This window comes from Kribbella yunnanensis (assembly GCF_039529655.1).
Lineage (GTDB): Bacteria > Actinomycetota > Actinomycetes > Propionibacteriales > Kribbellaceae > Kribbella > Kribbella yunnanensis.
The window spans coordinates 37,059-61,962 of record NZ_BAAANF010000021.1; the positions used below are offsets into that span (position 1 = coordinate 37,059).

The window sequence follows — 24,904 nt, forward strand, 5'->3', positions numbered from 1 at the left end:
GGACCATAGTCGCGGGGCGACGGTAGTCGCAGTGCTGGTGGGCCACGTGCGGGAACTCGAGCTCGGGCGAAGGGCGCACGTCGACGACGAGCCAGTCGTAGAAGAAGCCGCGGTCGACCTGCCTGATGCCGCACCAGCGGCGGACTGCGCTGTTGGCGCCGTCCGCGCCCACCATGTACGCCGCCTCGACCTCGAGGGTGGCGCCGTCGAGGCCATCGACCGCCGTGACGACCGCGTGGTCGTCGACCTGCTCGATGCTGACCGCGCGGGCCGGGCGCAGGAGGCACACGTTCGGCATCTCCGCGATCCGGTCGATGAGTAGGCGCTCGAGCTCGGGCTGGTTGAAGAAGTAGGTGTTGAACCAGCCGGACTCCCCCAAGCCGCTCCAGTCGACCTCGACCAGGGATCGACCCTCGGCGTTCATCCACACGTACATGTCGTCGTAGGGCTGGGTGACTTCTGGGATTGTGTCGGGCGCGAGGCCGACCGACTGGAGGATCCGCGCGAAGTCCGAGCAGTGGGTCACCGCGCGGGGGAGCGGGTAGCCGGCCTCGTTCTGGTCCATTACCACGACCTGGTGGCCCTGGCGGCCGAGCTGGAGGGCGAGGAGCTGACCCACAGGCCCGAAGCCGATGATGCAGACGTCCGAGTTCAGCCGGCGCGTGCCAGCGGCAGGTGCGTGATTCATGACGTGAACGGTCCGTGCTGGACGTGGCCCCTGTCGCGTTGGTGTACCGGAAACCGGGACACGGAGGTTCTGCGACGCTGCATTCTGACCCCACTATGACGTGCGACACATCGCCGGACGCCCTGAGAGCCGGCGCGTCGTTCAAGGAGGAGCACATGCAGGTGTCCGCGTCCCAAGAAGCGTATGACGGGTCCGAGACCCGGTCCCACCCTGCGCTGATCGTGCTGTGCATGGTCATCACTGTCATCGAGGGCTACAACCTCATCGTCTACGGCAACGTCGTGCCGCTCCTGCTCGATGACCATTCCCTCGGCATCACCGACAAGCAGACCGGCGCGATCGGCGGGATGGCATACCTCGGCGCGATCGTCGGCGCCGCGCTCGCCCCGGTCCTGGCCGAGAGACTGGGCCGCAAGCGGGTGCTGGTCACCACGATCACTGTGTTCGCCGCCGGTGCGCTCGCCTCGGGGCTGGCCCAGGACGGTCAGATGCTGGGCGGCGCCCGCCTCCTCGTTGGTCTCGGGATGGGCGGCGCGCTGACCACCGCGATGACCGTCGCGCGCAACAGCGCCGCCTCGCGCAGCGCCTCGCTGGTCGTGACAATCACGATGGCGGGCATCCCGCTCGGCGGCGTGATTGCAGCGCTGGTGTCGTTGGTGGTGCTGCCACACTTCGGCTGGCGGCCGATGTTCTTCATCGGCTCCGCAGTTGCGTTGCTGATCACCCTTGCCGTCGCGCGTACGCAGTTCCCGGCCACGATCCCGCAGGAGGTGGCCGGCCGCTCGTGGACGGGCAGGCAGAAGTTGCGCGCCGTCTTCACCGGCCGCGGGGCGGCCCTCGCCGCCGTCATCGCGCTGTGCGCGATCGCCAACATGGTCGCCTGGCAGGGGCTGAACGTGTGGGTGACGGAGTCCTCGATCAACCTCGGCTTCACGCTGCGCACCGCCACACTGTTCGCCTTCACGCTGACCGGCGCGGCGGTCGTCGCGTCGTTCGCCAGTGCCTGGATGGCGGACCGCCGCGGCTCGGCGGTGACCGCGATCCTCACCGGGTCCTGCACGGTGCTCGGGATGGTGCTGATGCTGGTGCTGCCGACCTCCACCGTCTCGGTGCTGTTCTGCATCGCGTTGATGGGGATCGGCGGTCACTCCACGATGAACCTGATCCACACAACGACCGCCGACGCCTTCCCGCTGCCGGCTCGCGCCGCTGCGCTCGGCTGGTCCAACAGCACGTCGTTCATCGGCGCGTTCCTCGGCCCGACCCTGGGCGGGATCGCGATCCACGTGGATGGTGCGTACGGGGTGTTCCGCACCTTCGCGATCGCGGCTACGGTCTGCCTGGTGGCCGTCACCGCGCTCTACGCCCTCGGCCGTGGCGTACGCCGGGGAGGCGCGAGCACGCTGCGGGCCGACGCCAGTGTGGAGCCGGTCTCCGCCTGAGCCAGAGGCGGCCCCCGCGCGTCAGCGCGTCAGCGCGGGGGCCGTCGTGCCGCCGCGGCAGCGGTGTCGATCACGGGGTTGATCCGCGCCAGGCCGGCGAGCACAGCGTCCCACTTGCCTGGCAGGTCGCGGCTGGACATCACCACGGCGACGGCCTGGCGGGCGCCGGTCGGGCCGACCATGCCGGTGGCCACGGCGCTGATTCCCTCGTCGTGCTCCTGGAAGTCGAAGGCGAGCCCGGTCGCTCGAACGGCCTCGAGCTCCTCGTCCAGCGCGGCCCGCTCGGTGACGGTGCGCTCGGTGAACCGCTTCATCGGCTGCAGTCGGAGCAGTTCGTCGACCCGCGTCTGCGGCAGCTGTGCGAGCAGTGCCTTACCGATACAGCTGGCGTGCAGCGAGAAGCTCTGGCCGACCTTGGTGACGCCCTTCATCCGTGCGGGCGACACGATCTGGTCGGCGACCACGATCTCGCGGCCGCTGAAGACTGCGAGGTCGACGTTCTCCTGCACCTCGCGCGCGAGCGCTAGCAGGGACTGCCTGTTGGCCGCGAGCAGCCGCAGGTGGCTGTTCATCCCGAACTTCAGAAGCCCCGGACCGAGGCTGAAACCGACGCCGCTCTGCGAGCGGACCACGAACAGCTCTTCCTCAAGGGTGCGCACCACCCGGTGCACGCTGGAGCGTGGGATGCCCAGCCGCTCCGAGAGCTCGCTGAGGCTCAGCGGGCGGCGACTCTCGGCAATCGTATCGAGGATGACCGAGGCCCGCGCGATCGAGGGCACGTCAGCCCCGCGACCACTGCTGCGTGACCGCCAGTCGGCGTACGGCGAGGTCGTCGCCTTCGGTAGCCAGGATCAGGTCGTAGCGGCCGAGGGTGTGCAGCACGGGCTCATCCTTGACCATCCATCGCTGGTAATGCGCCTCCGCCCGCCAGGTGCCGTCCTGGATGTGATCGGTGGGATCGACGAGCGGCCGTACGACGAGGTTGGTGACGTCGTGGCGGTGCGCGACCGGCGAGCCCCACAGCTGCTCCCACCAGCCGCGCGCGTCCTCGGGGCGCTCGTAGCCGCCGGTCGGGAAGCGCACCACCGCCCGGCCGAGCAGAGCGACGGCGGCGTCGACGTCCTTGCGGTCGGCGACCTCTGTGTACGTGTGCAGGACGTTCGCCGTCAGGTGACGGGCCTCCGCGCCGTTCACCGCTGCTGCCACTCGCGCACCCAGGCGCGGCCGTAGTCGTTGCCGTGCGGGGTGCGCATCACGGTGTGGATGTGGAACGGCTGCGGGACGCCGTAGTTGAGGAAGACCCCGCAGTGGTGGTCGAGCTCGAAGATCCCCACCGGGGACTGGATCCGGAAGTAGAAGACCTCGCCGCGCCGGTGGCCGCCGATCCAGCTGAACCAGGTCTCGTCGAGGTGATCGGCGACCTCGCGCAGGCGTGCGGCGCGCGGCCCCTCGGGCAGCAGTACGACGAACTCGGCGACCAGGTCGAGGACAAGCTGCTGTGCCCGCGCGTCGAGCTCAGCGACCCGGACGCCCTCGAACGGGATCACCCGGTTGTCCTGGAACGCGCCGGCCAGGTGCCGCTCGTCGCCGGGGTGCACCCGGCCGGGCGGCATCGCCGGGTCGACCATCTCGGCGTACACGACCGCGGCCTCGCGCTGCTCGTCGCTTAGCTCTGCCATCAGGTCGGTGGCCAGCTCGATGCGGCGCGCGAAGCTCTGGCCCCCGGCCAGCGGGCCGTCGTCGATCGCGTCGGGCTCGGCACCGAGGAACGCCGGGCCGATCGCCATCCGGCCTTCCACGACCAGACAGTTGACGGCGAGGTGGTGGCCGAACAGCTGCCACCCCCACGGCGCGACCGGGTCGGGCTCGCCGTACAGCGCGATGTTGTAGGAGAACTCGTTGAGGATCGATTCGAGGTCGACCACCTCGCCGAGGAAGCCGTTGATCTGCATCATCCGGCGGGCCAGCAAGTAGCCCTCCTCGCTGAGCGAAGCGCGCACGAGTTCGAGCGCCGCGGCGCGGACCGTCTCGGGCTGCAGGTCGAGGCGGAGGCCCGTGTCGAACTGCATGAACTCCGGGTTGGCCCAGGTCTGCCACTCGGGCGCGTCCACGGCGTGGGAGATCTCCGAGCGGGCCTCGTCGTCGAGCAGCGCCAGCAGCGCGTTGGCGGCGGCGACCATATCGGCGACCGGGGCGTCCTCGCCCGGCCGGGCTGGCTCGAGCGGGTAGAGCCCGGTGCGCAGGGTGCCGTCCTCGGTGACGCCGACGTACGGCGAGAGGTAGAGCGGCGTCCAGCCCTCGATCAGCCCGCCGGTGAACGCGTCGCCCTTGGCGGCCTCGCGGTACTCGTAGGCGTCGAGGCCACGTACGTCGGCCAGCCGCGGGTGGTCGTGCGGGAAGAGGTAGCGGCGGAACGCGGATCTGCTGTCGACGTCTTCGTCGCTGACGGTGGTCATGGAGCTCCTTCGGGGCTGGGTGGGTCAGGCGGGCGGTGGCGACGCGTGGGCCGCGACCGCCGCCGCGACCTGGTCCGGGTCGCCGGAGGCGATCGCCTCGACGAGCTCGACGTGCACCCGGTGGCGCAGGTCGCGGTAGTCGCCGAAGTCGGCGTCGTCGTCGAAGACCGGGGTGGCGGCCGCGATGTGGCCCAGCGTCGAGGTGTAGACAGCACTGGCCATCGCGTTGGGGCAGATCTCGGCGATCCGCTCGTGCAGTGCCCAGTTGGCGGCCATGAACGCCGGCCAGTCGGCGGCCTCGCCCATCGCAGCCACCAGCCGGCGCAGCGCGTCGATGTCGGCGTCGCTGCGACAGCGCGCGGCGCCCTGGTCGACCAGCAGCTCGAGGTGCTCGCGCAGCTCGACGGCGTCCATCACGGTCGTCGGCGCCTCGGCGACCGAGAGCAGCGTGTGCCGCAGCCGGACCACCGGCCCGCGGTCGGCGACGAAGAGGCCGCCGCCCCGGCCGGGCTTGATGAGCACGACGCCGCGGTCGCGGAGCAGACGGACCGCCTCACTCACCGTGGGCTTGGAGAACCCGCTCTGCAACCGCAGCTCCTCCAAGGTCCCGATGGCCGCGCCCGCGGCGAGTCCGTCGAGGCGGATCTGCTCCTCGACCGTGGCGGCGAGGTGCTCGGCCCGCGAGAGAGGTGCGTCGGAAAGCACGGCCCTAGGCTAGCATCAACGTTCCAAAAGGTATAGAACGTTTAGTGGTTACTGCTCACCCGAAGGAGAACCCATGGGCACCCGCTTGGTCGGCTTCCGTGACGCCGAGGGCGCCACGCTGGTCGGCGCCCTGTCCGAAGACGGCGCCGCCGTCACCGCGTTGGCCGGACTGGAGGAGTTCTGGGCCGAGCCGCACCGCTACACCGCGCTCGAGCCGACCGGCGCCACCCTTCCGGTCGATGACGTCGAACTGGTGCCCCCGGTCCTGCCCGGCGCCCGGGTGGTCTGCATCGGGCTCAACTACCTCAAGCACGTCGCCGAGGGGTCGTACGCCGTCGACGGGGTGCCGCCGTACCCGACGCTGTTCGCGCGCTGGCCCGCGTCCCTGACCGTTGGCGGTGCCGAGATCCCGGTGCCGGTTGACGAGGACGGACTGGACTGGGAGGGCGAGGTGGTCGCCTACGTCGGCCGACCACTCGTCGACGCGACACCCGAGGAGGCCCTTGCGGCCGTGATCGGCTATTCGACGTTCAACGACGTCACCGCCCGCCGCGCGCAGAAGCTCACTTCGCAGTGGATCCTCGGCAAGAACGCCGACCGCTCCGGCCCTCTGGGCCCGATCGTCCCGGCCGACGAGGTCGGCGACCTGCGCGACGGGCTTAAGGTGCAGACCCGGGTCAACGGCGAGGTGGTCCAGGACGGCACCACCGACGAGATGGTCTACACGGTGGGCGACACGCTCGCCTTGATCAGCCGGACCTTCACCCTCCAGCCGGGCGACCTGCTCGCGACCGGCACGCCGTCGGGTGTCGGCTACTCACGGACCCCGCCGTGGCTGCTGCAGCCCGGCGACGTCGTCGAGGTCGAGGTGGACGTGCTCGGCGTGCTGCGCAACACCGTGGTGGACGGCAGCGCTCGGACGGCCGGGAGTGCCGGGTGAAGGGCCCGCTCGACGACGTCCTGGTCGTTGACCTGACCCGCGCCCTCGCCGGCCCGCACGCGACGATGATGCTCGGCGACCTGGGTGCCCGCGTGGTCAAGGTCGAGTCCGCGACCGGCGACGACACCCGCGGCTGGGGTCCGCCGTTCGTGACGCCCGACGACGGCGCCCGCGAGTCGACGTACTTCCTCTCGGCGAACCGCAACAAGGAGTCGATCTGCCTCGATCTCAAGGACGCGGCGGACCTCGCGGTGCTGACCGAGCTGGTCGCCCGGGCCGATGTGCTGGTCGAGAACTTCCGCACCGGCGTGATGGAGCGCCTCGGCCTGGGGACCGAGCGCCTCGCTGAGCTGAACCCGCGGTTGGTGGTGCTCTCGATCACCGGCTTCGGCCACGACGGCCCCGAGGGTGGTCGCGCCGGCTACGACCAGATCGCCCAGGGCGAGTCCGGGCTCATGTCGCTGACCGGAGCGAGCGCGGAGGACCCGCAGAAGTTCGGCACCCCGATCTGCGACCTGCTCGCCGGGATGTATGGCGCCTACGGCGTCGTCGCCGCGCTCCATGAGCGTGCGCGCACCGGTCGCGGCCAGGTCGTGCGCACCTCGCTGCTCGCCGCCGCCGTCGGCGTGCACGCCTTCCAGGGCACCCGCTGGACGATTGCGGGCGAGGTCGGCCGCGCCGCCGGCAACCACCACCCCTCGATCGCGCCGTACGGGCTGTTCCGCTGCGCCGACGGCGCGGTGCAGATCGCGGTCGGCAGCGAGTCGCTGTGGCGCCGCTTCTGCGATGGGTTCGGGCTGAACCCTGCGCTCGACGGCTTCGCGACCAACCCCGAGCGGGTCGAGCGCCGCGAGGCGACGATCGAGCTCGTCGAGGCTGCGTTCGCCGACTGGAAGGCCGTCGACCTGCTCGAGCGGCTCGCCGAGTTCGGCATCCCCGCCGGCAAGGTGCGCAGCATCGACGAGGTCTACGACTGGGACCAGACCCGCAGCCAGGGGCTGGTCGTTGACGTCCAGCACGTCACCCTCGGCCAGCTCGCCCTGCCGGGCCCGCCGCTGCGGTTCTTCGCCCCCGACGGCACCGAGACCACCGGCACCGACCACCGGCCGCCGCCGGTCCTGGACGGCGACGGGTCGTCGCTGCGCGGCTGGCTCGCCGAGGCCGCCCGATGAGGCGGCTCGGGGCGCGCGAGCTGATCCAGGCGACCGTCGACCCCGGCTCCTGGGTCTCGTGGGACGAGCCGATCGTGCGCGCCGGCCTCGACCCGGCGTACGCCGAGGAACTCGCCGCAGCCGAGGCGAAGGCCGGCACCGACGAGGCCGTGATCACCGGTCGCGCGCGCGTCGAGGGCCACGACGTGGTGCTGGTGGTGGGCGAGTTCCGCTTCCTCGGCGGCTCGGTCGGCGCCGAGACCGCGTCCCGCGTCGTCGCGGCCGTACGCCGGGCGACCGAGCTGCGGCTGCCGGTGATCGCGGCCACCTCCTCGGGCGGCACGCGGATGCAGGAGGGCACCCCGGCGTTCGTCTCGATGATCGACATCTCGCGCGCCGTCGTCGACCATAAGGCCGCCGGGCTGCCTTACCTGGTCTACCTGCGTCATCCCACCACCGGCGGGGTCTTCGCGTCATGGGCCTCGCTCGGCCACGTCGCGGTCGCCGAGCCCGGTGCGCTGATCGGCTTCCTAGGGCCGGTGGTCTACCAGACCCTGCACGGGCGCGCCTTCCCCGAAGGCGTGCAGACCGCCGAGAACCTGGTCGCCAAGGGCGTCCTCGACGCCGTCGTCCAGGCCGACGAGCTCGCGCCCGTCGCGGCCCGCGCGCTGCGACTGCTCACCGGCGGCCGCGCCGACCTCGCCACCCTGCCGACCGCCCCGGCGGCGTACGACGTGGATGTGAAGGTCCCCGACGCGTGGGAGGCGATCGAAACCACTCGCCGCGAGGACCGACCCGGCGCCCGTGAGCTGCTGGCGCACGTGGCGAGCGACGTCGTACCGCTGCACGGGACGCAGGCCGGCGAGGCCGACTCGGGGCTGCTGACCGTGGTCGCCTCGATCCGCGGCATCTCCTGCCTGGTGATCGCTCAGGACCGGCGAGCTCAGGCGCTCAAGGGGCCGCTCGGCCCGGCGTCGCTGCGCGCCGCGCGCCGCGGGATGCAGCTCGCCGAGCAGCTGCGGCTGCCGCTGGTCAGCCTGATCGACACCCCCGGCGCCGACCTGTCCGCCGAGGCTGAGGAGGGCGCGCTCGCCCCCGAGATCGCCCGCTGTCTGGCCGACATGGTCCAGCTCAGCGTGCCCACGGTCGCCGTGCTCATGGGCGAGGGATGCGGCGGCGGCGCGCTCGCGCTGCTCCCGGCCCGCCGCGTGGTCGCGGCTCGCAACGCCTGGCTCTCGCCGCTGCCACCCGAGGGCGCGAGCGCGATCCTCTACGGCACGGCGGACCGCGCCGCAGAGATGGCTCGTCGCCAGCGAGTCCGCGCCGACGACCTCGCCGAGATCGGCATCGTGCACGCGGTCGTCGACGAGTCCAGCCCCGCCCACCTCGACCCCGAGCGTTTTCTCGACGCACTAGCCGACGAGGTGATCCGCCAGTTCGCCTGGCAAGGACTCCGAGTGCCGAACCACTGAATCCGTACGGTTGGGGCGAGGCGGGTTGGAGCGACCGCGGCCGCGCTCCCTGTCAGGTCGTGGCGTGTCTGACCCAAGCCACCTTGCGGCGCTTGATCCGGAAGGTCGTGAGGTCGTGGGCGAGGGTCGTCGTGCCGTCGAAGTCCTTCACCTCTCGTATCCAGCGCTGCTCGCTCAACGTCGGCCCGTGGTCGCTACGAGGATCGATCGGGACGACGTGGGACGACGCCAGGCTGCGCGCATCAGCAGCTGCAGCAACCGCGCCGACCTCGGACACGTCGGTGTGGACACTGTGCAGGAAGTCGACGAACGCCGCGGGCACTCCGGCATGAAGCATGGCCCGCACGTGCATGATCTCGTGGACCAGCAGGGCTGTGTGAGTGGCTAGGCGGGCTAGATTCGTGGAGGCGGAAGTGTCTCCCGAAAAAGTCACCGACCGGTGGTCACTGTCAAAACGGAACGCGTAGGCCGGGAACACCGGACCGTGCGGGACGAGGGTTGCGCTCACCCGTACCCGATCGTCCTCGAAGACCGTGAACGGCGCCATGTCGGGCGCCGTGGTGGTCGCCGATGCACCGCTCGGCAGGGGATGCCAGAGACATCGACCAGGCTCCGTACATCAGGCCCAGAGGATGATCCGACATACATGGGGTTGACGGTCGCAGCGAACGCATCGAGCAACGCGGTGTGCATCTGCGACGTACCCGGCATCGGGTTGCTCCCGCAGGGGAACGAAGCCCGGTTTCTGCGTGGAGACGCATCCGTGGACAGCGACTGACATCAACATCCGGATTCACGTCCTCGGCGTCCAGTCGCAGGCGTTGAGGCGCGATCGTCCCGACCTCCTGGACCTCGAGTACGAGGGCACGGGTCTCCGCGTTCGCTGGCCAACTCTCGGAGACCTGGGAACGAATGATCAATGTCGAGGTCGCCTGCGCCGTGGTCGACCCCGTGAAACTCGAGGTCAATCCGAGGAAGCTGAAAGCTCTGGTGTACATCAACCAAGACGACAACAACGAGTTCCAGGCTTGTTACGGCCAGACGTCGGCCTGGGCGCGGCGACATGACAACCATCCGGACCGCATCTACACACCTCCGAGTTGGAAGAACTCGAGGCGGCACTAAAGACGCTGAAGAGCTGTCGGGAACGCATTCACGGATATCAAACCAAGAAGTAGGCGCACGTCTCCTGCTCCGCACGGTTGACCTCGGCCAAGGTTTGCCTTCGTGCAATGACGGACAAGTGTCATGCCTGGTGAGCCGCGCGTGGACGCAAACCTCTGCTCCGACGAGAATGCGCCGCCGAGGCTGATCAAACTGGCGTCTGCAGCACCGCTTCAATGAGATGCGGGCCCGGTTCCGCGATTGCGGCCGCGAATTGCTCGGCGAGTTCCTGACATGTCCTCGCGCGGGTCGCGGGAACCCCCATGCCGTGGCTCAGGGCAACGAAATCCAGGTCTGGCTCTGACAGCTCGATCATCCTGGTGGATGGCGCGCCTGCCTCGTTGCGGGCGCCCACGCGGTCGAGTTCGGAGCGCAGGATTGCGTACGACTTGTTGTTGAGGATGACCGTGGTGATGTCGAGGTTCTCCCGGGCTTGGGTCCAGAGAGCCGAGATCGTGTACATCGCGCTGCCATCGGCCTCCAGGCACACAACTGGCCGATCCGGACACGCGACAGCTGCCCCTACCGACAGAGGAAGACCTTGACCGATGGCCAGCCCGACGAGCCCCAGGACGTCGTGAGGTTGCGCACCTGCCGTTGCTGCAGCGAGTGACGGCAGCCCTGAGGTGACGGACTCGTCGGAGACGATGGCATTAGACGGCAGCAGAGCGCCGATCACCCAAGCCCAGTTCTCGCGGGTGAGCAAACCGAGAGGCAGATCCGCGTCGTGACGCGGTGCCGGGCGAGGTGTCAGTGTAGGCGCGAGTTGGTCGGCCAGGTTGGTCAGCTCGGCCTCGACTGCGGTGAACTCGTCGGCGAGGACGTGAATGCCGATGCCGGCGGGGACGAGGTCGCCGTTCTTCCCCGGATAGCCGAATGAAGCCACCGGATGCCGCGCCCCGGCCAGGATCAGATGCCGCACTCCAGCCAGCTGAGTCTCGACGTCCTCCCCGCGATAGGCCAGCGGTGTCACCACCGGCACGCCGGCTCCGCGTCGCAGCTTGGCCGGCCAGGTCGGGCAGAAGAGCAGCGCGCCGGTGGCCTGAGCAATGCGGTCGGCCGCGTTCAACCCCTCGATGGTGAGAGCGTCGCCGTCCAGGAGCAGCGCACTGGGTTCGCCGGACGCGAGAAGCTTCGCTACTGCGTCGGTCTCAAGCTCACCGCCCCGAGCCGACGGGCGCCGCAAAGGTGCCGCCGCCTCGGCACCGTCCGACCAGGACAGATCGGCCGGTACGACGACCGTCGCGATCGAGCCCGAAGTTCCGGTGCGTGCCTCGGCGGCATCAGTGAACCCGCTGGTCGCCGCGACCGCGGAGGCGATCATCGGCCCGAGATCCGTGCTGCAGGCAGGCCGGTACAGCCAAGCAGACACCGACTTGGCCACCGCGTCGATATCCGAGTCCAGCGGGGAATCAAGCTGTTGGTGATCGAGGGAGTGCTCGCCGACGAGGTTGAGGATCGGTGTCCCGGCCCGGCGAGCGTTGTGGAGGTTGGCCAACCCGTTGCCGAGACCAGGGCCCAGGTGCAGCAACGTGGCTGCGGGTGCGCCGGTCATCCGGCCGTATCCGTCAGCGGCGCCCGTGGCCACACCCTCGAAGAGGCAGAGGATCCCCTGCATCTCCGGGAACCGGTCGAGCGCGGCGACGAAATGCATCTCCGACGTCCCTGGATTGCCGAAACACACCCGGACTCCATTGTCGATCAGCGTTGCGACAATTGCTTCTGCACCAATCATGGCAACAAAGGTACAGTGGCGCCTTCAGGAGTTCGGCAGGCGATGCCGCCGAACTCACGGTCTGAAAATCCTCGAAATGCGAATAAAATGGGGTAGGTGTAAGCTGCGCACATCGGGAGGTCGGCTTGGTCAAGGTGATTCGTCCCTGCCATCAGCTCCGCTCGAGTACGCCTCATAACGCGCAGCAAGGATTCCGGCGATCTCTCCTAGGCGAGCGAACGACTCTTCGACGAGTTCGTCGTCGAAGGTGAAGGACGTTGCGCCCGGTGCCTTATCCCAGAGGCCGCCCTCATCGAGGAGGCGGTGAGCGAAGGAGTTTCGTCGTTCGGCCAGCCATCGTGCGTTGTCAATCACGAGGTCCGCGTCGGCGCGGTCCGGCAACAGCTCGACCAGCGCGCGCACCTTCCGTAGAAGGCCACCACGTGCCACGTCTTGGCCTGCCGACGGCAGGTAGGTCAGTAGAGACTCGAGAGCGCTGCAGCAGCCCGCCACGATCGCCCCTGCGCTTATTGGCGCTGCATCGTATTGCAGCAGACCCATGGAGTCGTCGAGCGTCATGTCGGACTCGCCCGCCCAGCCGGGGATGCGGTGCACCCCGGACCTTCGGATCGTCAGAAGCCTGCCGACCTCGGCGTCGAGCGCGGTGGCGACCGTGCGATGCAGCCAAACAAGAGCGGCGAACCGATACTCGAACAGCACGAAGTTGGATATGCCCTGCCCGGCTGGCATGTATGGCTCGACCAGCTGAGCTACGTCAAAGTGGTCGATCGGGCGGCCGGCGTCGGGCTCGTGGTCTGCTGAAGTCACAGCACGAGCCTAGAGTCGAGTTTCGGCACGCGCCGCGGTGACATGTAGTCGGAGGATCGGAGTAGGGTGCGACGACTTGTTCGTGGTGGAGGGGGAGTGGGATCGGTGAGTCGGCCTCGGGGCAACACGTTCGGGGAGTCGTTCGACGTCAAGGTACTGGACCAGCTCCTGAAGCAGTTTGGGCTGCACCCGGACGACGTCGTGACGCTGCTCAGGTACGCACCCCTGGGGCTCACGCATCTGGCGTGGAGGAACTCTGTACTTGAGGACTGGCATGCCGGCCCCGAGTCCAGGATCAGTGACGGCGACATGTTCCGAACGAATGCCGCCACGACGGAGGTCTTCCACGCAAATCTCTGGCCTGCTTTCGCCGAAGATTTCGCGGCTGCGGACCTGCTGGATCGGCAGGCACTCGACGAGTACGACGTCGATGTGCTTGAGGGCGCCTTCTACGCGGCGGATGAAGAGGTGTTCGATCCTGAACGTGTCCTGCCAAACGGTATGACCCTGTTGGAGCTGGGCGGCGAGGAAGTACCTCTGCTGCAGGAGCATGGTGCACGACAGTTTGAGGCACTACTTGAGCAAGCTGACGAGAAGGGTGTGCATGTCGTCGTCTCGTGGCTGGCGCTAAGGGGAGCGGTAAGTTGTCCGCAGTGGTGGCTTTCCCCGCGCTGGCCGTCGGTGGTCGACGCATTTCTCAACAGGCTGGACGACAACGAAGACTCGTTCTGGTCCCTCGGTGGTTATCCGGAGGCTTTGCCAGCAGAGTTCAATGATCGGCCCGGCATTCGCAGGACACTACTGACGGCGCCGTACGACTTGTCCGCGGATGCCGCGCAGTTCTGCGTGGGCCCGGGCGGGCTGAGGTTCATTCGCCTGGAACAGCCATTGCGCGTCGGGTAGGTCTGGAGCGCCACTCGGCAGTTGGTCTGGCTGTGCGCTCAGCGCCAAAGGTCTAGTGTGCTCGTGAAGGCGTCGTTCCGGTATGTCGTATGCCAGGTGAGGATGCTCGGGTGACCAGGCAGTGGGGCCAAGCCGAGATGCTTGTGCAAGTGTTTGGCGAGCCGGGTCTGTTCAGCCTGCCAGACCTTCGAATCGTCTGGGGACAGGCTCAGCTGATCCGGATGGATCCCGGAATGTGCATCTCGCCACTGGAGCGGCGCCGCCTCGGCGGCGACGAGGGTCGAGCCATGATCGAACAAGTCGACGGCCTGTGCACACGCCCAGGCGCCGAGGAGATGACCACGGAGCACCGGCGTTACGCGCGCTGAGCGAAGTAAGATGACAGCGTCGGTGCCGAATGCATTTGGCCAGGCTTCGTGCACCGCGGAACTCCACCCGTCGAAGTCTTCGTCACCGGATGCTGCAAGTGGAGTCGCGAGGCGGCCGAGGTCTTCTGCGATGGCATCAGCGGCCATCCACAGGTCTCTGCCGTCGCTGAGTACCTCGCGATCTCGCCCAACAGGAACGTCCAAGCGAGTCACGACCAGGGCCACCTCGCCAACCCATGCGTACCGATCCTCGTCAATGCTCACACCGTGAGCAACGAGCAGGGACTCTGGGTCCGACTCGCGAGAGTGTTGCTCGACGGTTCCGAGCAGCGTCTGCTCGTCGTCACCTTCCCAGGAGACACCAATCCTGACGTGCCATTCTTCAAGTCCAGCACACCATGCCTCGCTGTGTCCGAACTTTCCCTTAACCTCGAACACGGCGTCGTCCGGCCGCGGGAGTCGCAACTGCGTCGACTCACAGCACTGCGGGAGGTCACCGGCATAGTCGACTCGTGTCGCATCCCCACCCATGCCGGAACTATAGGTTCAGCACCTGTCTGCACGAGCGACATCCCGCGTGTTCCGCGGCGCAGTAGTCCATCGTGCGGTGATCGGATCAGCTTGGCCTCGGGATGCGTGTGACGGACTGCTCTAGATGGCTCGCCACGCTAGCGTCTTGTCGTGGGCTGCCATGTCTGCCATGACCGCCTTCTCCGGGGCGTACGGAGGGTTAGACACTAATTGCCAAGCACGCATGATCTCGTTTATGCGCCGGGCTCGGGCATCCCGTCGAGGGTCTCAGGGCGCCGTTGAGCTGACGGATGCCGCTGGGCGCCACCCCGGCCGCCGCCAGCCGTCGTCTGGCCGAAGACGACGCGCCCGTGACGATAAACCGGTCGATCCCAAGCTCTCGAACCTTCTCAGGACGTCAGCCTCGGATCAGTTGGTGGAGCTCGCGTGGATCGGCTGAGCTGAGGTAGCGAAAGCTCTGTGGAGGATGGAACGTCCCCGATGCGCGTAGTTTGTGGAGCGAGAGTGGTCTGGTGAGTTCCTTGACGTCGTCGAGGCGCAGAAGGTGCGCTTGATCGGTGCCATCGAGATACTCGATGAACTCGTTCCAGGTCAACCCGAGCGTTCCGCGGTAGCGACGCCAGGCTGTGTGTGGACGCAGCGAGACAACGTCGATGAGGGTCGCCGTGCCGACGACTGCCATTGTCGGTGAACTCTCATACAGGATCACCGTTGTACCGGGGAGTGCTTTGATCGGCCGGCGCCTGAGCTCGACAGTCTTCGATCCGTCGATGATCGCCCGGGCGAAGCGGCAGCGAAGGGAGAGTACCAGGGCTCGGTCGGTCACGAAGTAAACCCTTCGCGGTAGATCGCGGCGAACAGCTCCGATGGTAAGGCGCGCGGACTCTGCGGCGCTGTGCAGGACAGACTGAGGTTCTCTGCTAGTTCAGACATTCGTCGGAGGGTCACAGTTCGGGGGAAGACCTCGGTACTGGTGAACTGCAGCGCCTGAGCTTGTCCGTCGCGAGCTGCCGCTACGACGTCGTCGAGACTCCATACGCCGAGATGTCGGAAGCGGTCGTGTAGTTCTTCAGGATCGGACACATGGACGGCGTGCAGTTGGGAGCACGCGATGACTCCGGCCTGCTCCGCGGCTGACTGTCCGCCAAGGCTCATGTACCAGAGGATCCGCGCGGGTGCCTGCAATCGTTGTGTTCCGGGACGTCGGTAGTACACATGCTCGCGGTTCAGACCGAGGGTGTCGTCGCGTTGGATGAGCACCGGCGGTACGCCGAGAAGGTTCGACGAGTAGGCCTGCCGAATCGGTATTAGGTACGTCGGGAGCTCGGAGTCGACGAGTTTCGCGGGCCACCAGTTCTGCTCGACTTCGGCGGCCGGGATCGCAAGCATCCTCGATGTTATCCATGACGGCGCCTCAAGACCGGCAGCACGCGCCGCCTCCGTCGCCGCCCGTCCGACGACGTCCGCATCGCCGACGGCATCGAGTACGAAGGCGACCAGGCGGCCGTCGTGCTCGCGGAAACCGTCATGGATGGCGGCAGCACGCACTCGCGGCTGAAGATGGTCGCCGTCGATGCTGAGCACGCGTGCGCCTCTCCCTCTGGCCGTCTGCCGCAGGTTGAACAGGAGCTGACGAACCAGGGTGTCGCCGATGTAGGCATCGGTGACGCGTAAGGAGTCGATGTCCAGCACGGACTGGCGATCGCGGAGCCCGTAATACCCTGACAGCTCGCCGGTCGGGTTGAAGATGCCGACACGCTCTCCACCTGCGACGGCGACATTCCTCGCGGCGCTGAGGATTGTTCGGGGGCGTTCACCGTCGGCGAGATTGGCCAGCGACTGGACGAGGTAGTCTTCGCCGGCTCCGAGCAGGCGCTGGCTGTAGCGGGTGTTCTCCAGATCGATGGGCCGGTACGCCTCTGCTCTGGCGAGCTCGTCGATCCGCACGATGACGTCGGCGGGATGGAGGATCGACAGGCCGTGTCGGGCAGCCTCAGGTCCCAGCGCTTTGCCGAGGTCGGCGTCGAGGGTGACGAAGACGTTCAGCTCGCCGGCGATCGCGGCGGCGACGTGCCGGAGATCGCGCTCGTCCTGGGTGGTGCGTGGATATCCCGGAACGATCAGATCCGCGGCAGCCTGCAGGAGAATCTGAAGCCCCGTATAGCGCTCCGGATTGCGTGGCGCGGCACCCAACGGCTGGACCTTCGCCATGCACTGCCGCCGTAGTTCGCCGTTGATGGCGTCGATCTCGGCGTCCAGTGCCTGGGTCCGGAACAACCGAAGACGGTCCGACAGGTGATCTTCGAGCAGTGCGATCGACTCCAGGTGCCGCGGACGGCTCGGTACGAGCCAGTTGCGCAGGATGTTCATGTCGATGGCGGCCTTCACCAGCACGGCATCGGCATCGGCGGCGTACAGATCGACATAACCGTGGTCGCGCCACCAGTCGATCAGCGGCTGCGCTTCCCGGCCCCGGCCTGGCCGCTCGCTGAGCTGCCGGAAACCGAGGGTGATCCACATCGGTCCGAGCCCGTAATCATGGCGGCAGCGGACCCGGATGCCCAAATAGTTGGCGTTCGACCGCGAGATCTCGTCGACTAGCAGTCGGGCGATCCCGTTACCTCGAGCGGCCGGATCTACACACAGATGCGTGAGGCGAATACGCCGAAAGGAGCGCCCGTAGAGGGCGTAGCCCACGACGTTCGCGTTGACGCGGCCGACCAGTAAGGTGCCCTTGTCCGCCGCGGCGTCGTAGGCGGCGAACGGGAGATGTCCCAAGGTCGCGCGTGCCGTGTTTCCCAGCGCGATTGCCGCGGCGATGAGCTCGTCGTCCTGTGGACGTACGACGACGAGCTCGACCTGGGAGGCTCCGGTGGAGCCGTCACCTGCCATGCCCCGAGGCTACTTTCCGTAACTCCGCCGCGCGCCCGGAGTCGCGTGTCGAGTTACTGCCGCTTGGGCTCGACCCCGAACAACACGGCCCGGCCAGAGGCGAGGCTCTCGCGGATGATGGCCTTGATCTGATCCGAGGCAGGTCCGCGACTACCGATCCAGCCGTCACGCACCAGGTCGATGAACAGCGTGTTGCTCAGGTGCCGGTCGACCGTGTCGTACCCGATCCGTATGCCGCCCTGCGGACCTCGCGACGTGACCAGGAGCTCCCGAAAGTGGTCGAGGGCGAAGTACATGCCTCTGATCAAGGCTGTCGGGTCCTCAATCGCTGGGTCAGGGTCGCACAGCTTGAGCCATGACGCACCCCAGTTCAACCGATATTCTCCGCCGGCCGCAGCACACACCTCGTTGATTCGCTGCATCCGCTCCACCTCGGCCGACAGCCGCTCGTCCGGCCGATAGCGCAACGCACGCTTGCCACCCTTCTGCATCTCCGGCCGCATCTTCTTGTACTGCACCAGGACGAACGAATCGCGAGTTTCGTTGTAATACACCATGTCCACCCCGAGCGAATGCTCAACCGCGGACCGGTTGGCGTTCATCACGAACACTCGTCGATCGCCCTCCCTGAAGGTCTGCCAGCCCACTCTCGTCTGACGATTGTGTGCCCAGTCTCCGAATCTGTGCAGGTCATGGTCAACGAGCGCATCCTCCCGCTCGACGTAGCCGGGCATACCGGCAAGGAACGGGATGTCACCACCTGGCGGATTCCAGTCGCCCAGCGGTGCTCTGTCGATGTTTGCCAACGTGAGCACCAGCCCGAGTGCGTCGCGCTCTTGATTCCTGAGCTCACCGCGCGCTCCCGATCCGAGCAGCGAGGCATCGTCACGATCCAGCCGCTGGATGATCGACGCCAGATGCGGATTGATGGCGACGAGCGCATCGACTGCCTGGTGCCCCTCCGCATCGGTCAGCATGCCGTCTTGCTCGCCGCTGAGTCGGCCGACCTCGTCAGTCCAGTACTGGCGGATCGCCGACGTCGGAATCGGATCGATCCGCTCGAGCTCCTGAATTTTCAGCAGCCGATCGCGCGTGCTCACGCGCCGGCCGGGCACAGCCCGCCCGAGCCACCGTACGGTCTGGTCACCCTCGTCGATCAGAATCGCCACCTGCGCGACCCGCCGATGTACCTCGCTGAAACGCCACGCCTCGGAGTAGTCGCTACCTGACCTTCCCCACAGGTTGGATGCCAGCCTCTTGTCCACCGTGATGATCACGACCATGCCTGAATCCTCTCAGTGCCACCGTCATTTCTTGTCCGTGAGGCTTCGGATTGTGGAGAGCACCTCACGGACGGCGGTCAGCCGGTTGTCGAACAACGGATCCAGGAGCGACATGTACGTCAAGGCCGTCCAGGCGATACACAAGATGGTGAGGCCGTCGCCCAGCGCGCCGTGGACCTCGATGCCTACGCGTTTGAAGAGGATGAGACAGCCCAGCGGGATGGCGCCTATGAAGACGGTTCTGACCACTCTCCAGACCTGCCGAGCCAGTTGTTTCGACGTCACGTGGGGAGGGTCGGAGCTAGGCAGCTCGTCGTATGTGCCTTGAAGAAGCGTGACTGCGCAAACTCGCGATGCTGCTGCGAAGGTGGTAGGCCGTATCCGCACCTGGCAGCCAGCAAGGCCATCAGCAACGAGCGTATGGACCATGCCTGGCGAGGGTGGACAGCCGGGATCGCGTACGGGCGATCCACCGTGCAGAGCGAGGTCAGTGCGGCGTGATTTTCCCTTGAGCATGACATCGAATGTTCGCGCCCTCCATATGGGGGCAGTACATGTCGTGTACTGCCCTCTAATGAATCACTGTGAGATACTGCCGCGATGATTGAGCACTCATCGCCGAATGTGCAGGTGATTGATCTCGCGCAGGGGCTGTGGATTTGGCGACTGGATCATCCGCGATGGGCTGAGGGGCTGGATTGGCAGGAGCGGGTGACCAGCGTGTGCGTGGATGTGGGCGAGGAACGCTGGTTGCTGGATCCCCTAATGCCGCCGGACAACGCGTTCGACCTGTGGGATCGATTCACCGACCGGCCGCCGACCGCTGTGGCTGTACTGCTGCCGGACCACATGCGCCCGACGTGGGCCGACCGAGAGACGTGGAGCGTGGATGCGGTGGTCCAGCGGTACGGATGTGAAGCCTTCGGGCCGAACACATTCGACCCCGACATGGGCGAGGCCGACACCGAGGTCCACCACATCATCCCCGGCCAGCAACTGCCCGGGGGGCTGGTGCCGCTTGACGATCCACGAGGCTGGCATGAGACACCCATGTGGATCCCCGAGCATCGAACGCTGGTCTTCGGCGACACCTTGACCGAACGAGCTGGCGTGCTACGCATATGGGCCTCGCCAACTCACGAGGAGGCCGCCGTGCCTGCACTGCGGTCGCTGCTTGAGTTGCCGTTCGAGCGGGTAATAGTGTCGCACGGGGAGCCGGTGCACAGCCGTGACGCATTCGAGCAAGCCTTGCAGCACCCGCCATGGCCTGCGTCGTCGCTGCATCTCGCAGCGTGGCGCGGAGACCTCGACCAGGTGAAGAATCTCGTGAAGCGGGGAGCCGATCTGATGGCGCGCGCCGAAAGTGTGCCCGGGACACCCCTGGACTGGGCAAGGAAGGCGTCGTTATCTGATGCTGGTCAGCCTTCGCACGACGACGTGATTTCCTATCTGGAGGCTCGCTCGGCTCAAGCGAGATAGGTCGGTCGACGTCACCGCCGAGAAGGCTGCCGCATGACCCGACCTCGAATCGGGCGGTTCCCACAGCGATGATGTGGTGGCCTCGTCTGGATGGGCGGGTGCACCGCGGCGCAGGTTCTGGTGCGCGTCGACGGGCGCGCCTGCTCCGTCGCTGCTCCGTGGGACGTTGACAAGTGGCGATCAGCGTTGAGAACGGATGAGGACAAAGATGCAGGTCAGAGGGTGAATTGAGAGTTCGGTCCGGTTTGGTGCAGCCTGTACCTGCAAGATCCTCGACATCTTCGAAGGCACCCAACAGATCCAGCAACTGATCGTCGCTCGCCGCCTCCTGGGAAAGACCTCCGCTGAACTGAAATAGCCTTGCAGGCAAGAGATTCAGGACGGGCTGGTTCCAGCGTGCCGGCCGTGGCGGTACACGCTGACTACGACGCCGTAGCGGGGCTCGGGTGGGTTTGCCGGCTCGAGGCTGTGGACGAGTTTGTCGAGGTGCGAGGTCAATGCGGCGGCCTGGTGTTCGGTCAGTCGGAGGGTTCGGTGATTCAGTAGTGCCTGCTGGTCGCCGGCGATTTCGTTGGCCAGGTTGCTCATCATCGCGAACAGTGCGGCATTGTCCGGTCCGCCCTCGAACTTGATGGCCCGGGCCGGACGGAGGTAGTACTGCTCGGTGCCGCCGCGCACAGTGCGCGTGGCGCCTTTGCGGACCAGGCCGGCCTGGACGAGGACTGCCAGGTGGTGCGCGACGTTTCCCTTGTTGATCATCAGGCGGTTGGTCAGCTGGCTGACGGTTGCCGCGCCCTCTCCGAGTTCGAGCAGCAAGCGGTGCCGGGTCGGATGGCTCAGGGCGCGAGCGTGGGTCGCGCTGGTGGCGTCGAACAGCTCTGGCGGGTTCACAAATCAAGCGTCAAGAGCAGTTGTCGCTTTGTCAAGACCGCTGCTGGACTAGGGGGTATGACGAACCTGAACGAACGCATCGCCGCCCTGGTCAGCGAGAACTACGTCTTTCCCGATGTCGCCGAAGCCATCGTGGCCGGGCTGGCCGATGTCGACACGACCGCGGTCGACACAGACCCGGCCGAGACCGCCGCCCGACTGACCGAGCGCTTGCAGGCGGTCAACCAGGACCGCCACCTCCGCGCGCGATACCGTCCGTCCGGTGCTCTGTCCCGCCCCGACGACTGGGAGCAGCATTACGCCGCCGAAGCGGTCCGCAACGCGGGCGGCATCAACCGGGTGGAGCGGTTGGCCGAGAACACCGGCCTGCTGGCGATCGCGCCGTACACGTCGCCGGTGCACATGGCCGAACGGTACGTCGTCGCTGCCTTCGAACTGCTGGCCGGCGTCGACCGGTTGATCATCGACCTCCGCGCCGGTCGCGGCGGCGTCCCCGAGACGGTGGCCCTCATCTGCGGCTACCTCCTCGGCAACGAGCCCGTGCACCTGCAGGATCTCGTCTCGCGCGACGGTACTGTCCGGCAGTTCTGGACGAACCCTGCCGCCGGACGGCTGCCGCTGTCGGTCCCGATCTGCGTGCTGACCAGTGCCAACACCTTCTCCGGATGTGAAGAGCTGGCCTACAACCTGCAGGCCCACGGCCGCGCGACCGTGATCGGCGAGCGAACCGGCGGCGGCGCACATCCCGTCGAGATCTTCGAGTTGACCGACACACTGGAGCTGACCGTGCCGATCGCCCGTTCGGTGAACACCATCACCGGTACCAACTGGGAGCAGGTCGGCGTGATCCCGGACATCGAGTGCCAAGCCGAGACCGCTCTCGACCACGCCCTCAAGACCCTCGCGACCCCGCCGATCCAAGCCTGAGGCTCGGGCCGGTACTGCGCTGGTCTCGTCTCCCCGAGGATGGCGCCAAGCCGATGACGAGGCCGGCCACGACGATCGCAGCGCCGGCCAGCTCACCGATGGTTGGGAGTCCGAGGCCGACGACAGCCGAGGTTGTGATCGCCCCGATGGGGATCATCCCGGCGAAGAGTCCGGCGCGGTCGGCGCCGAGACGAGGCATGGCGCTGTACCACAACAGAAAGGCGCCGGCTCCGACCACCACGGCCAGATAGGCGAAGCCACCGATCTCGGCAAGGGTGGGCTTGCGAAGCAGTCCCTCCGGTTCGATGACCGCGCCGACGAGGAGAAACAGCGGAACGGCAAGAGTCGCGGTGTAGGCGGAGACCCGGATCGGGCCGAGTCGTGCGAGCAAAGGGATGGCGAGGAGCGTGAAGCAGGCCTCGCAAGCGAGTGCTCCGATGGAGAGCAGGACACCGGCGACGTCCGTCCGGCCGAGGCCGGAGGTGACCGCGGTTCCGGCGACCACGACCGCTGCCGCAACCAGCATCTTCGGTGAAGGTCGTCGCCCGGCCATTGCGGGCCCTACAGTCGCCAGGACCAAGGGCACGCTGCCGATGATGGTGCCGAGAGTCGCCGCGCTGGTGTGCCGGGTAGCGTGCACGACGAGCACGTTGAAGAGCACCAGGCCGGTGCCGGTCAGCGCAAGGAGCAGTATCAGCTCGCGCGATGTCGGCCGCATGTAGCGCAGTCCGTAGAATCTGCTTGCTATCAGCAACAGTATCGCCGACAGCAGATACCGGACTGCTTGTCCGCCGAACAGGGGATACGCGTTGACGATTCCGGAGACGGCGGCCAGTGTTCCCACGAGGAACATGGCCGCCGCCGCACTTGTTGCCGCTATCCGCATGCGTACGAACATAGGCTGGTGGAGCTCCCCTGCAGAGGTCCAAAGCCGTCGAATCAACAAGACCAAATGCTGATCGGTCGGTTCCGGCGTTGACGTCGTCAAGATCACGGCCAGTGGCGGTGTGCGGGCGCCGGGCGCGCGCCGGAGTTCCCGGGACAGCAAGCCGGGCTCGCCTTCTGGTACGACACCACCACGCACTTCTTCGAGATCGCCGAGCCGGTCGCGGTGGCTGGACGTGTCGAGGGTGCGGCGGAAAGTTATCGGCTGCCGGGTGATGAGATCCAGGGCTGGCGGGCGTAGCGTTTTAGCGCGGATCCAGGTGTCGCGGATCCATAGCTGGGGGCGTGGGGGTCGCGCTGTACGCACTGGGGTTGAGCGCGCCGGTTCCCGGCGCCTCGGAGACGTGGGCCGGTCCGGTCCGGACCGGCGACCCGATCTCCTGAGGGGGAGAGATGTTCCAATCGCAGGGGTCCGGCGGGCGTGCCGGACAGGGCCCGACGCGACGCGCGGTTGCGCTCGGCGCCGGTGCGGTGCTGGTGTTCAGCGGGTTGCTCGCGGCCGTTCCGGCCGTGGCGTCGCACCCGGAGGTCAGCCTGGCAGGCAGCAACTTCGAGATCGACACCAACGCCAACCTCAAACAGGACGACCCGAGCCCGTCGATCGACTGGGCGAGCGTCAGCGAGATCCGCAAGCAGGACTCACCCAGTGGCCAGAACGACGAGTCGTTCGGCAACGGCACCAAGGAGGACACCGCCGTACCGTCGGTCGTCGACGGTGGCGTTCCGCCGAACAAGAGTGACCTGAAGTTCTTCGGGGTCTATCAGGAAGGCACCGGCTCGGCCGGCTTCCTGAACCTGTTCTGGTCGCGGGTCCAGGACCCGTCCGGTACGACGAACATGGACTTCGAGTTCAACCAGAGCCAGACCGCATCCGGCAACGGGGTGACGCCCGTCCGGACGGCCGGCGACCTGCTGATCCAGTACGACCTGTCCAACGGTGGGGTCAACCCGACGATCTCCATCTCCCGGTGGCTGACGTCGGGGACGAAGGCGGACTGTGAGGCGTCGAACACGCTGCCGTGCTGGAGCAAGAAGACGCTGATCGGCGGCAGCGACGCGGCCGGATCGATCAATTCCAGCCTGATCGCGGCCGCGGACGCCGACGGTCTCGGCAGCCTGGACCCGCGCACCTTCGGCGAGGCCCAGTTGCGACTGTCCGCGCTGTTCCCGCCCGGCAGTTGCTTCGCCTTCGGATCCGCCTACCTGAAGAGCCGTTCGTCCGACACGTTCTCGTCGGCACTGAAGGACTTCGTGCCGCCGACGCCGGTGAACATCACCAACTGCGGTTCCGTGCGGATCGTCAAGACCGACGACCTGAACGCCCCGCTGGCGGGTGCCGAATTCACGCTCTACAAGGACAACGCACCGATCGGCGGCACCCGCGGCGCCGAGGACACGATCACAACCCAGAAGTGCACCACCGTCGCCGACGGAACCTGCACGATCGGCAGCGTGCTCGCCGGTGAGTACTGGGTCGTCGAGACGGTCACTCCGCCCGGCCACGACACCGCAGCCGACCAGCACGCCACGGTAGTCGGCGGCGTGACAACCCCGGTCACGCTGACCTTCGTCGACCCGCGGCAGCGCGGCGCGATCCTGGTCACCAAGACCCGCAAACACGCGGCGTCCGGCTCCGGCAACCACCCGCAGTCCGGCGTCACCTTCACCCTCACCGGAGGCACAACCGGAGTCACCGACGCGAACGGACAGGTCTGCTTCGACAACCTGCTCTTCGGCAACTACTCGGTGACCGAGACAGTACCCGCCGGCTACACCGCCGACGGCGCAACAGCCAAGACCGTTGCCGTCAACAACAAGGCCGCCTGCGGAGCAACGCCGTACGTCGGCGAGACGGTCGCCTTCGGCAACACCCCGCTCACCAACCTGTCGGTCTCGGTCGATTCCCAGATCGACGGCGGTACAGCGTCCACGATCGTCTGCACCGGCCCGAACGGCCAGGTGGCCTCCGGCTCCACCGGTAGCACTGGTGACGGCTCCGCCGCCGCCTCCGACCTGAAGCCCGGCATCTACACCTGCACAATCGACATCGACCCGTAAACCCCGGGCACCCCGAACCCGCCGGCCAGACCCCCGACCGGCGGGTTCGTGCCGCACCCGGTGCTGG

At 67.3% G+C, this 24,904-nt stretch carries 24 protein-coding genes; 9 read left to right on the forward strand and 15 right to left on the reverse strand.

Annotation, left to right across the window (positions count from 1 at the left end):
- The coding region (locus ABD231_RS31545; protein ID WP_344160073.1) for an FAD-dependent monooxygenase at positions 1-688 on the reverse strand (688 nt) is incomplete at its 3' end.
- A 155-nt stretch (positions 689-843) separates the two neighbouring features.
- Between ABD231_RS31545 and ABD231_RS31550 the strand changes: the two genes are divergently transcribed.
- Complete coding sequence (locus ABD231_RS31550; RefSeq protein WP_344160076.1) at positions 844-2,130, forward strand: MFS transporter; 1,287 nt, start codon at positions 844-846, stop codon at positions 2,128-2,130.
- A gap of 29 nt (positions 2,131-2,159) precedes the next feature.
- Here the strand turns inward: ABD231_RS31550 and ABD231_RS31555 are convergent, their stop codons facing one another.
- From ABD231_RS31555 to ABD231_RS31570, 4 genes are read right to left on the reverse strand one after another with little or no spacing between them, the layout of a single operon-like run.
- Positions 2,160-2,909 (reverse strand): IclR family transcriptional regulator, encoded by a 750-nt coding sequence (locus ABD231_RS31555; RefSeq protein WP_344160079.1) that lies wholly within the window; start codon positions 2,907-2,909, stop codon positions 2,160-2,162.
- Position 2,910: 1 nt separating this feature from the next.
- On the reverse strand, positions 2,911-3,336 hold the full coding sequence (locus ABD231_RS31560) for a hypothetical protein (RefSeq protein WP_344160082.1): 426 nt from the start codon (positions 3,334-3,336) through the stop codon (positions 2,911-2,913).
- Entirely contained in the window at positions 3,321-4,586 is a 1,266-nt protein-coding gene (locus ABD231_RS31565; RefSeq protein ID WP_344160085.1) for a DUF3500 domain-containing protein, read from the reverse strand. Before ABD231_RS31565 ends, ABD231_RS31560 begins: the two co-directional genes overlap by 16 nt.
- Before the next feature lie 24 nt (positions 4,587-4,610).
- Complete coding sequence (locus ABD231_RS31570; protein ID WP_344160088.1) at positions 4,611-5,291, reverse strand: FadR/GntR family transcriptional regulator; 681 nt, start codon at positions 5,289-5,291, stop codon at positions 4,611-4,613.
- 73 nt (positions 5,292-5,364) lie between these two features.
- Here ABD231_RS31570 and ABD231_RS31575 point away from each other — a divergent pair, with 73 nt between their 5' ends.
- From ABD231_RS31575 to ABD231_RS31585, 3 genes are read left to right on the forward strand one after another with little or no spacing between them, the layout of a single operon-like run.
- Positions 5,365-6,231 (forward strand): fumarylacetoacetate hydrolase family protein, encoded by an 867-nt coding sequence (locus ABD231_RS31575; protein WP_344160091.1) that lies wholly within the window; start codon positions 5,365-5,367, stop codon positions 6,229-6,231.
- The gene (locus tag ABD231_RS31580; protein ID WP_344160094.1) at positions 6,228-7,403 is read left to right on the forward strand and encodes a CaiB/BaiF CoA transferase family protein; all 1,176 of its coding nucleotides are present in this window, start codon (positions 6,228-6,230) and stop codon (positions 7,401-7,403) included. Before ABD231_RS31575 ends, ABD231_RS31580 begins: the two co-directional genes overlap by 4 nt.
- Positions 7,400-8,854 (forward strand): carboxyl transferase domain-containing protein, encoded by a 1,455-nt coding sequence (locus ABD231_RS31585; RefSeq protein ID WP_344160098.1) that lies wholly within the window; start codon positions 7,400-7,402, stop codon positions 8,852-8,854. Before ABD231_RS31580 ends, ABD231_RS31585 begins: the two co-directional genes overlap by 4 nt.
- A gap of 52 nt (positions 8,855-8,906) precedes the next feature.
- Here ABD231_RS31585 and ABD231_RS31590 read toward each other — a convergent pair whose 3' ends face one another.
- Positions 8,907-9,401, reverse strand: coding sequence for an MBL fold metallo-hydrolase (locus ABD231_RS31590; RefSeq protein ID WP_344160102.1), 495 nt, complete (start codon positions 9,399-9,401; stop codon positions 8,907-8,909).
- 365 nt (positions 9,402-9,766) lie between these two features.
- Between ABD231_RS31590 and ABD231_RS31595 the strand changes: the two genes are divergently transcribed.
- Positions 9,767-9,979 carry a hypothetical protein gene (locus tag ABD231_RS31595; protein WP_344160105.1) on the forward strand — a complete coding sequence of 71 codons (213 nt, stop codon included), beginning with the start codon at positions 9,767-9,769 and terminating at the stop codon, positions 9,977-9,979.
- Between the two features lie 187 nt (positions 9,980-10,166).
- Here the strand turns inward: ABD231_RS31595 and ABD231_RS31600 are convergent, their stop codons facing one another.
- Positions 10,167-11,753 (reverse strand): acetolactate synthase large subunit, encoded by a 1,587-nt coding sequence (locus ABD231_RS31600; RefSeq protein ID WP_344160108.1) that lies wholly within the window; start codon positions 11,751-11,753, stop codon positions 10,167-10,169.
- A 129-nt stretch (positions 11,754-11,882) separates the two neighbouring features.
- Positions 11,883-12,560, reverse strand: coding sequence for a hypothetical protein (locus tag ABD231_RS31605; protein WP_344160111.1), 678 nt, complete (start codon positions 12,558-12,560; stop codon positions 11,883-11,885).
- A gap of 105 nt (positions 12,561-12,665) precedes the next feature.
- On the opposite strand from ABD231_RS31605, the gene ABD231_RS31610 reads away from it, so the two are divergent.
- Positions 12,666-13,463: a hypothetical protein gene (locus tag ABD231_RS31610; protein ID WP_344160114.1), complete on the forward strand. Its 798-nt coding sequence runs from the start codon at positions 12,666-12,668 to the stop codon at positions 13,461-13,463.
- Between the two features lie 38 nt (positions 13,464-13,501).
- Here ABD231_RS31610 and ABD231_RS31615 read toward each other — a convergent pair whose 3' ends face one another.
- The 5 genes from ABD231_RS31615 to ABD231_RS31635 form a co-directional block, all read right to left on the reverse strand.
- On the reverse strand, positions 13,502-14,362 hold the full coding sequence (locus ABD231_RS31615) for a hypothetical protein (protein WP_344160117.1): 861 nt from the start codon (positions 14,360-14,362) through the stop codon (positions 13,502-13,504).
- 397 nt (positions 14,363-14,759) lie between these two features.
- A complete protein-coding gene (locus ABD231_RS31620) occupies positions 14,760-15,188 on the reverse strand; it encodes an ASCH domain-containing protein (protein ID WP_344160120.1) in 429 nt (142 codons plus the stop codon).
- On the reverse strand, positions 15,185-17,254 hold the full coding sequence (locus ABD231_RS31625) for a GNAT family N-acetyltransferase (protein WP_344160123.1): 2,070 nt from the start codon (positions 17,252-17,254) through the stop codon (positions 15,185-15,187). Before ABD231_RS31625 ends, ABD231_RS31620 begins: the two co-directional genes overlap by 4 nt.
- A 53-nt stretch (positions 17,255-17,307) precedes the next feature.
- Complete coding sequence (locus tag ABD231_RS31630; RefSeq protein WP_344160126.1) at positions 17,308-18,537, reverse strand: hypothetical protein; 1,230 nt, start codon at positions 18,535-18,537, stop codon at positions 17,308-17,310.
- Positions 18,538-18,561: 24 nt separating this feature from the next.
- Complete coding sequence (locus ABD231_RS31635; protein WP_344160129.1) at positions 18,562-18,822, reverse strand: hypothetical protein; 261 nt, start codon at positions 18,820-18,822, stop codon at positions 18,562-18,564.
- A 315-nt stretch (positions 18,823-19,137) separates the two neighbouring features.
- On the opposite strand from ABD231_RS31635, the gene ABD231_RS31640 reads away from it, so the two are divergent.
- On the forward strand, positions 19,138-20,016 hold the full coding sequence (locus ABD231_RS31640; RefSeq protein WP_344160132.1) for an MBL fold metallo-hydrolase: 879 nt from the start codon (positions 19,138-19,140) through the stop codon (positions 20,014-20,016).
- 375 nt (positions 20,017-20,391) lie between these two features.
- Here the strand turns inward: ABD231_RS31640 and ABD231_RS31645 are convergent, their stop codons facing one another.
- A complete protein-coding gene (locus ABD231_RS31645) occupies positions 20,392-20,907 on the reverse strand; it encodes an ArsR/SmtB family transcription factor (protein WP_344160135.1) in 516 nt (171 codons plus the stop codon).
- Between the two features lie 57 nt (positions 20,908-20,964).
- Here ABD231_RS31645 and ABD231_RS31650 point away from each other — a divergent pair, with 57 nt between their 5' ends.
- The gene (locus tag ABD231_RS31650) at positions 20,965-21,834 is read left to right on the forward strand and encodes a S41 family peptidase (RefSeq protein ID WP_344160138.1); all 870 of its coding nucleotides are present in this window, start codon (positions 20,965-20,967) and stop codon (positions 21,832-21,834) included.
- Here the strand turns inward: ABD231_RS31650 and ABD231_RS31655 are convergent.
- Positions 21,800-22,720 carry a DMT family transporter gene (locus ABD231_RS31655; protein WP_344160141.1) on the reverse strand — a complete coding sequence of 307 codons (921 nt, stop codon included), beginning with the start codon at positions 22,718-22,720 and terminating at the stop codon, positions 21,800-21,802. The genes ABD231_RS31650 and ABD231_RS31655 overlap by 35 nt on opposite strands.
- Before the next feature lie 452 nt (positions 22,721-23,172).
- On the opposite strand from ABD231_RS31655, the gene ABD231_RS31660 reads away from it, so the two are divergent.
- Positions 23,173-24,837 (forward strand): MSCRAMM family protein, encoded by a 1,665-nt coding sequence (locus ABD231_RS31660; RefSeq protein ID WP_344160144.1) that lies wholly within the window; start codon positions 23,173-23,175, stop codon positions 24,835-24,837.
- Positions 24,838-24,904: the final 67 nt, after the last annotated feature.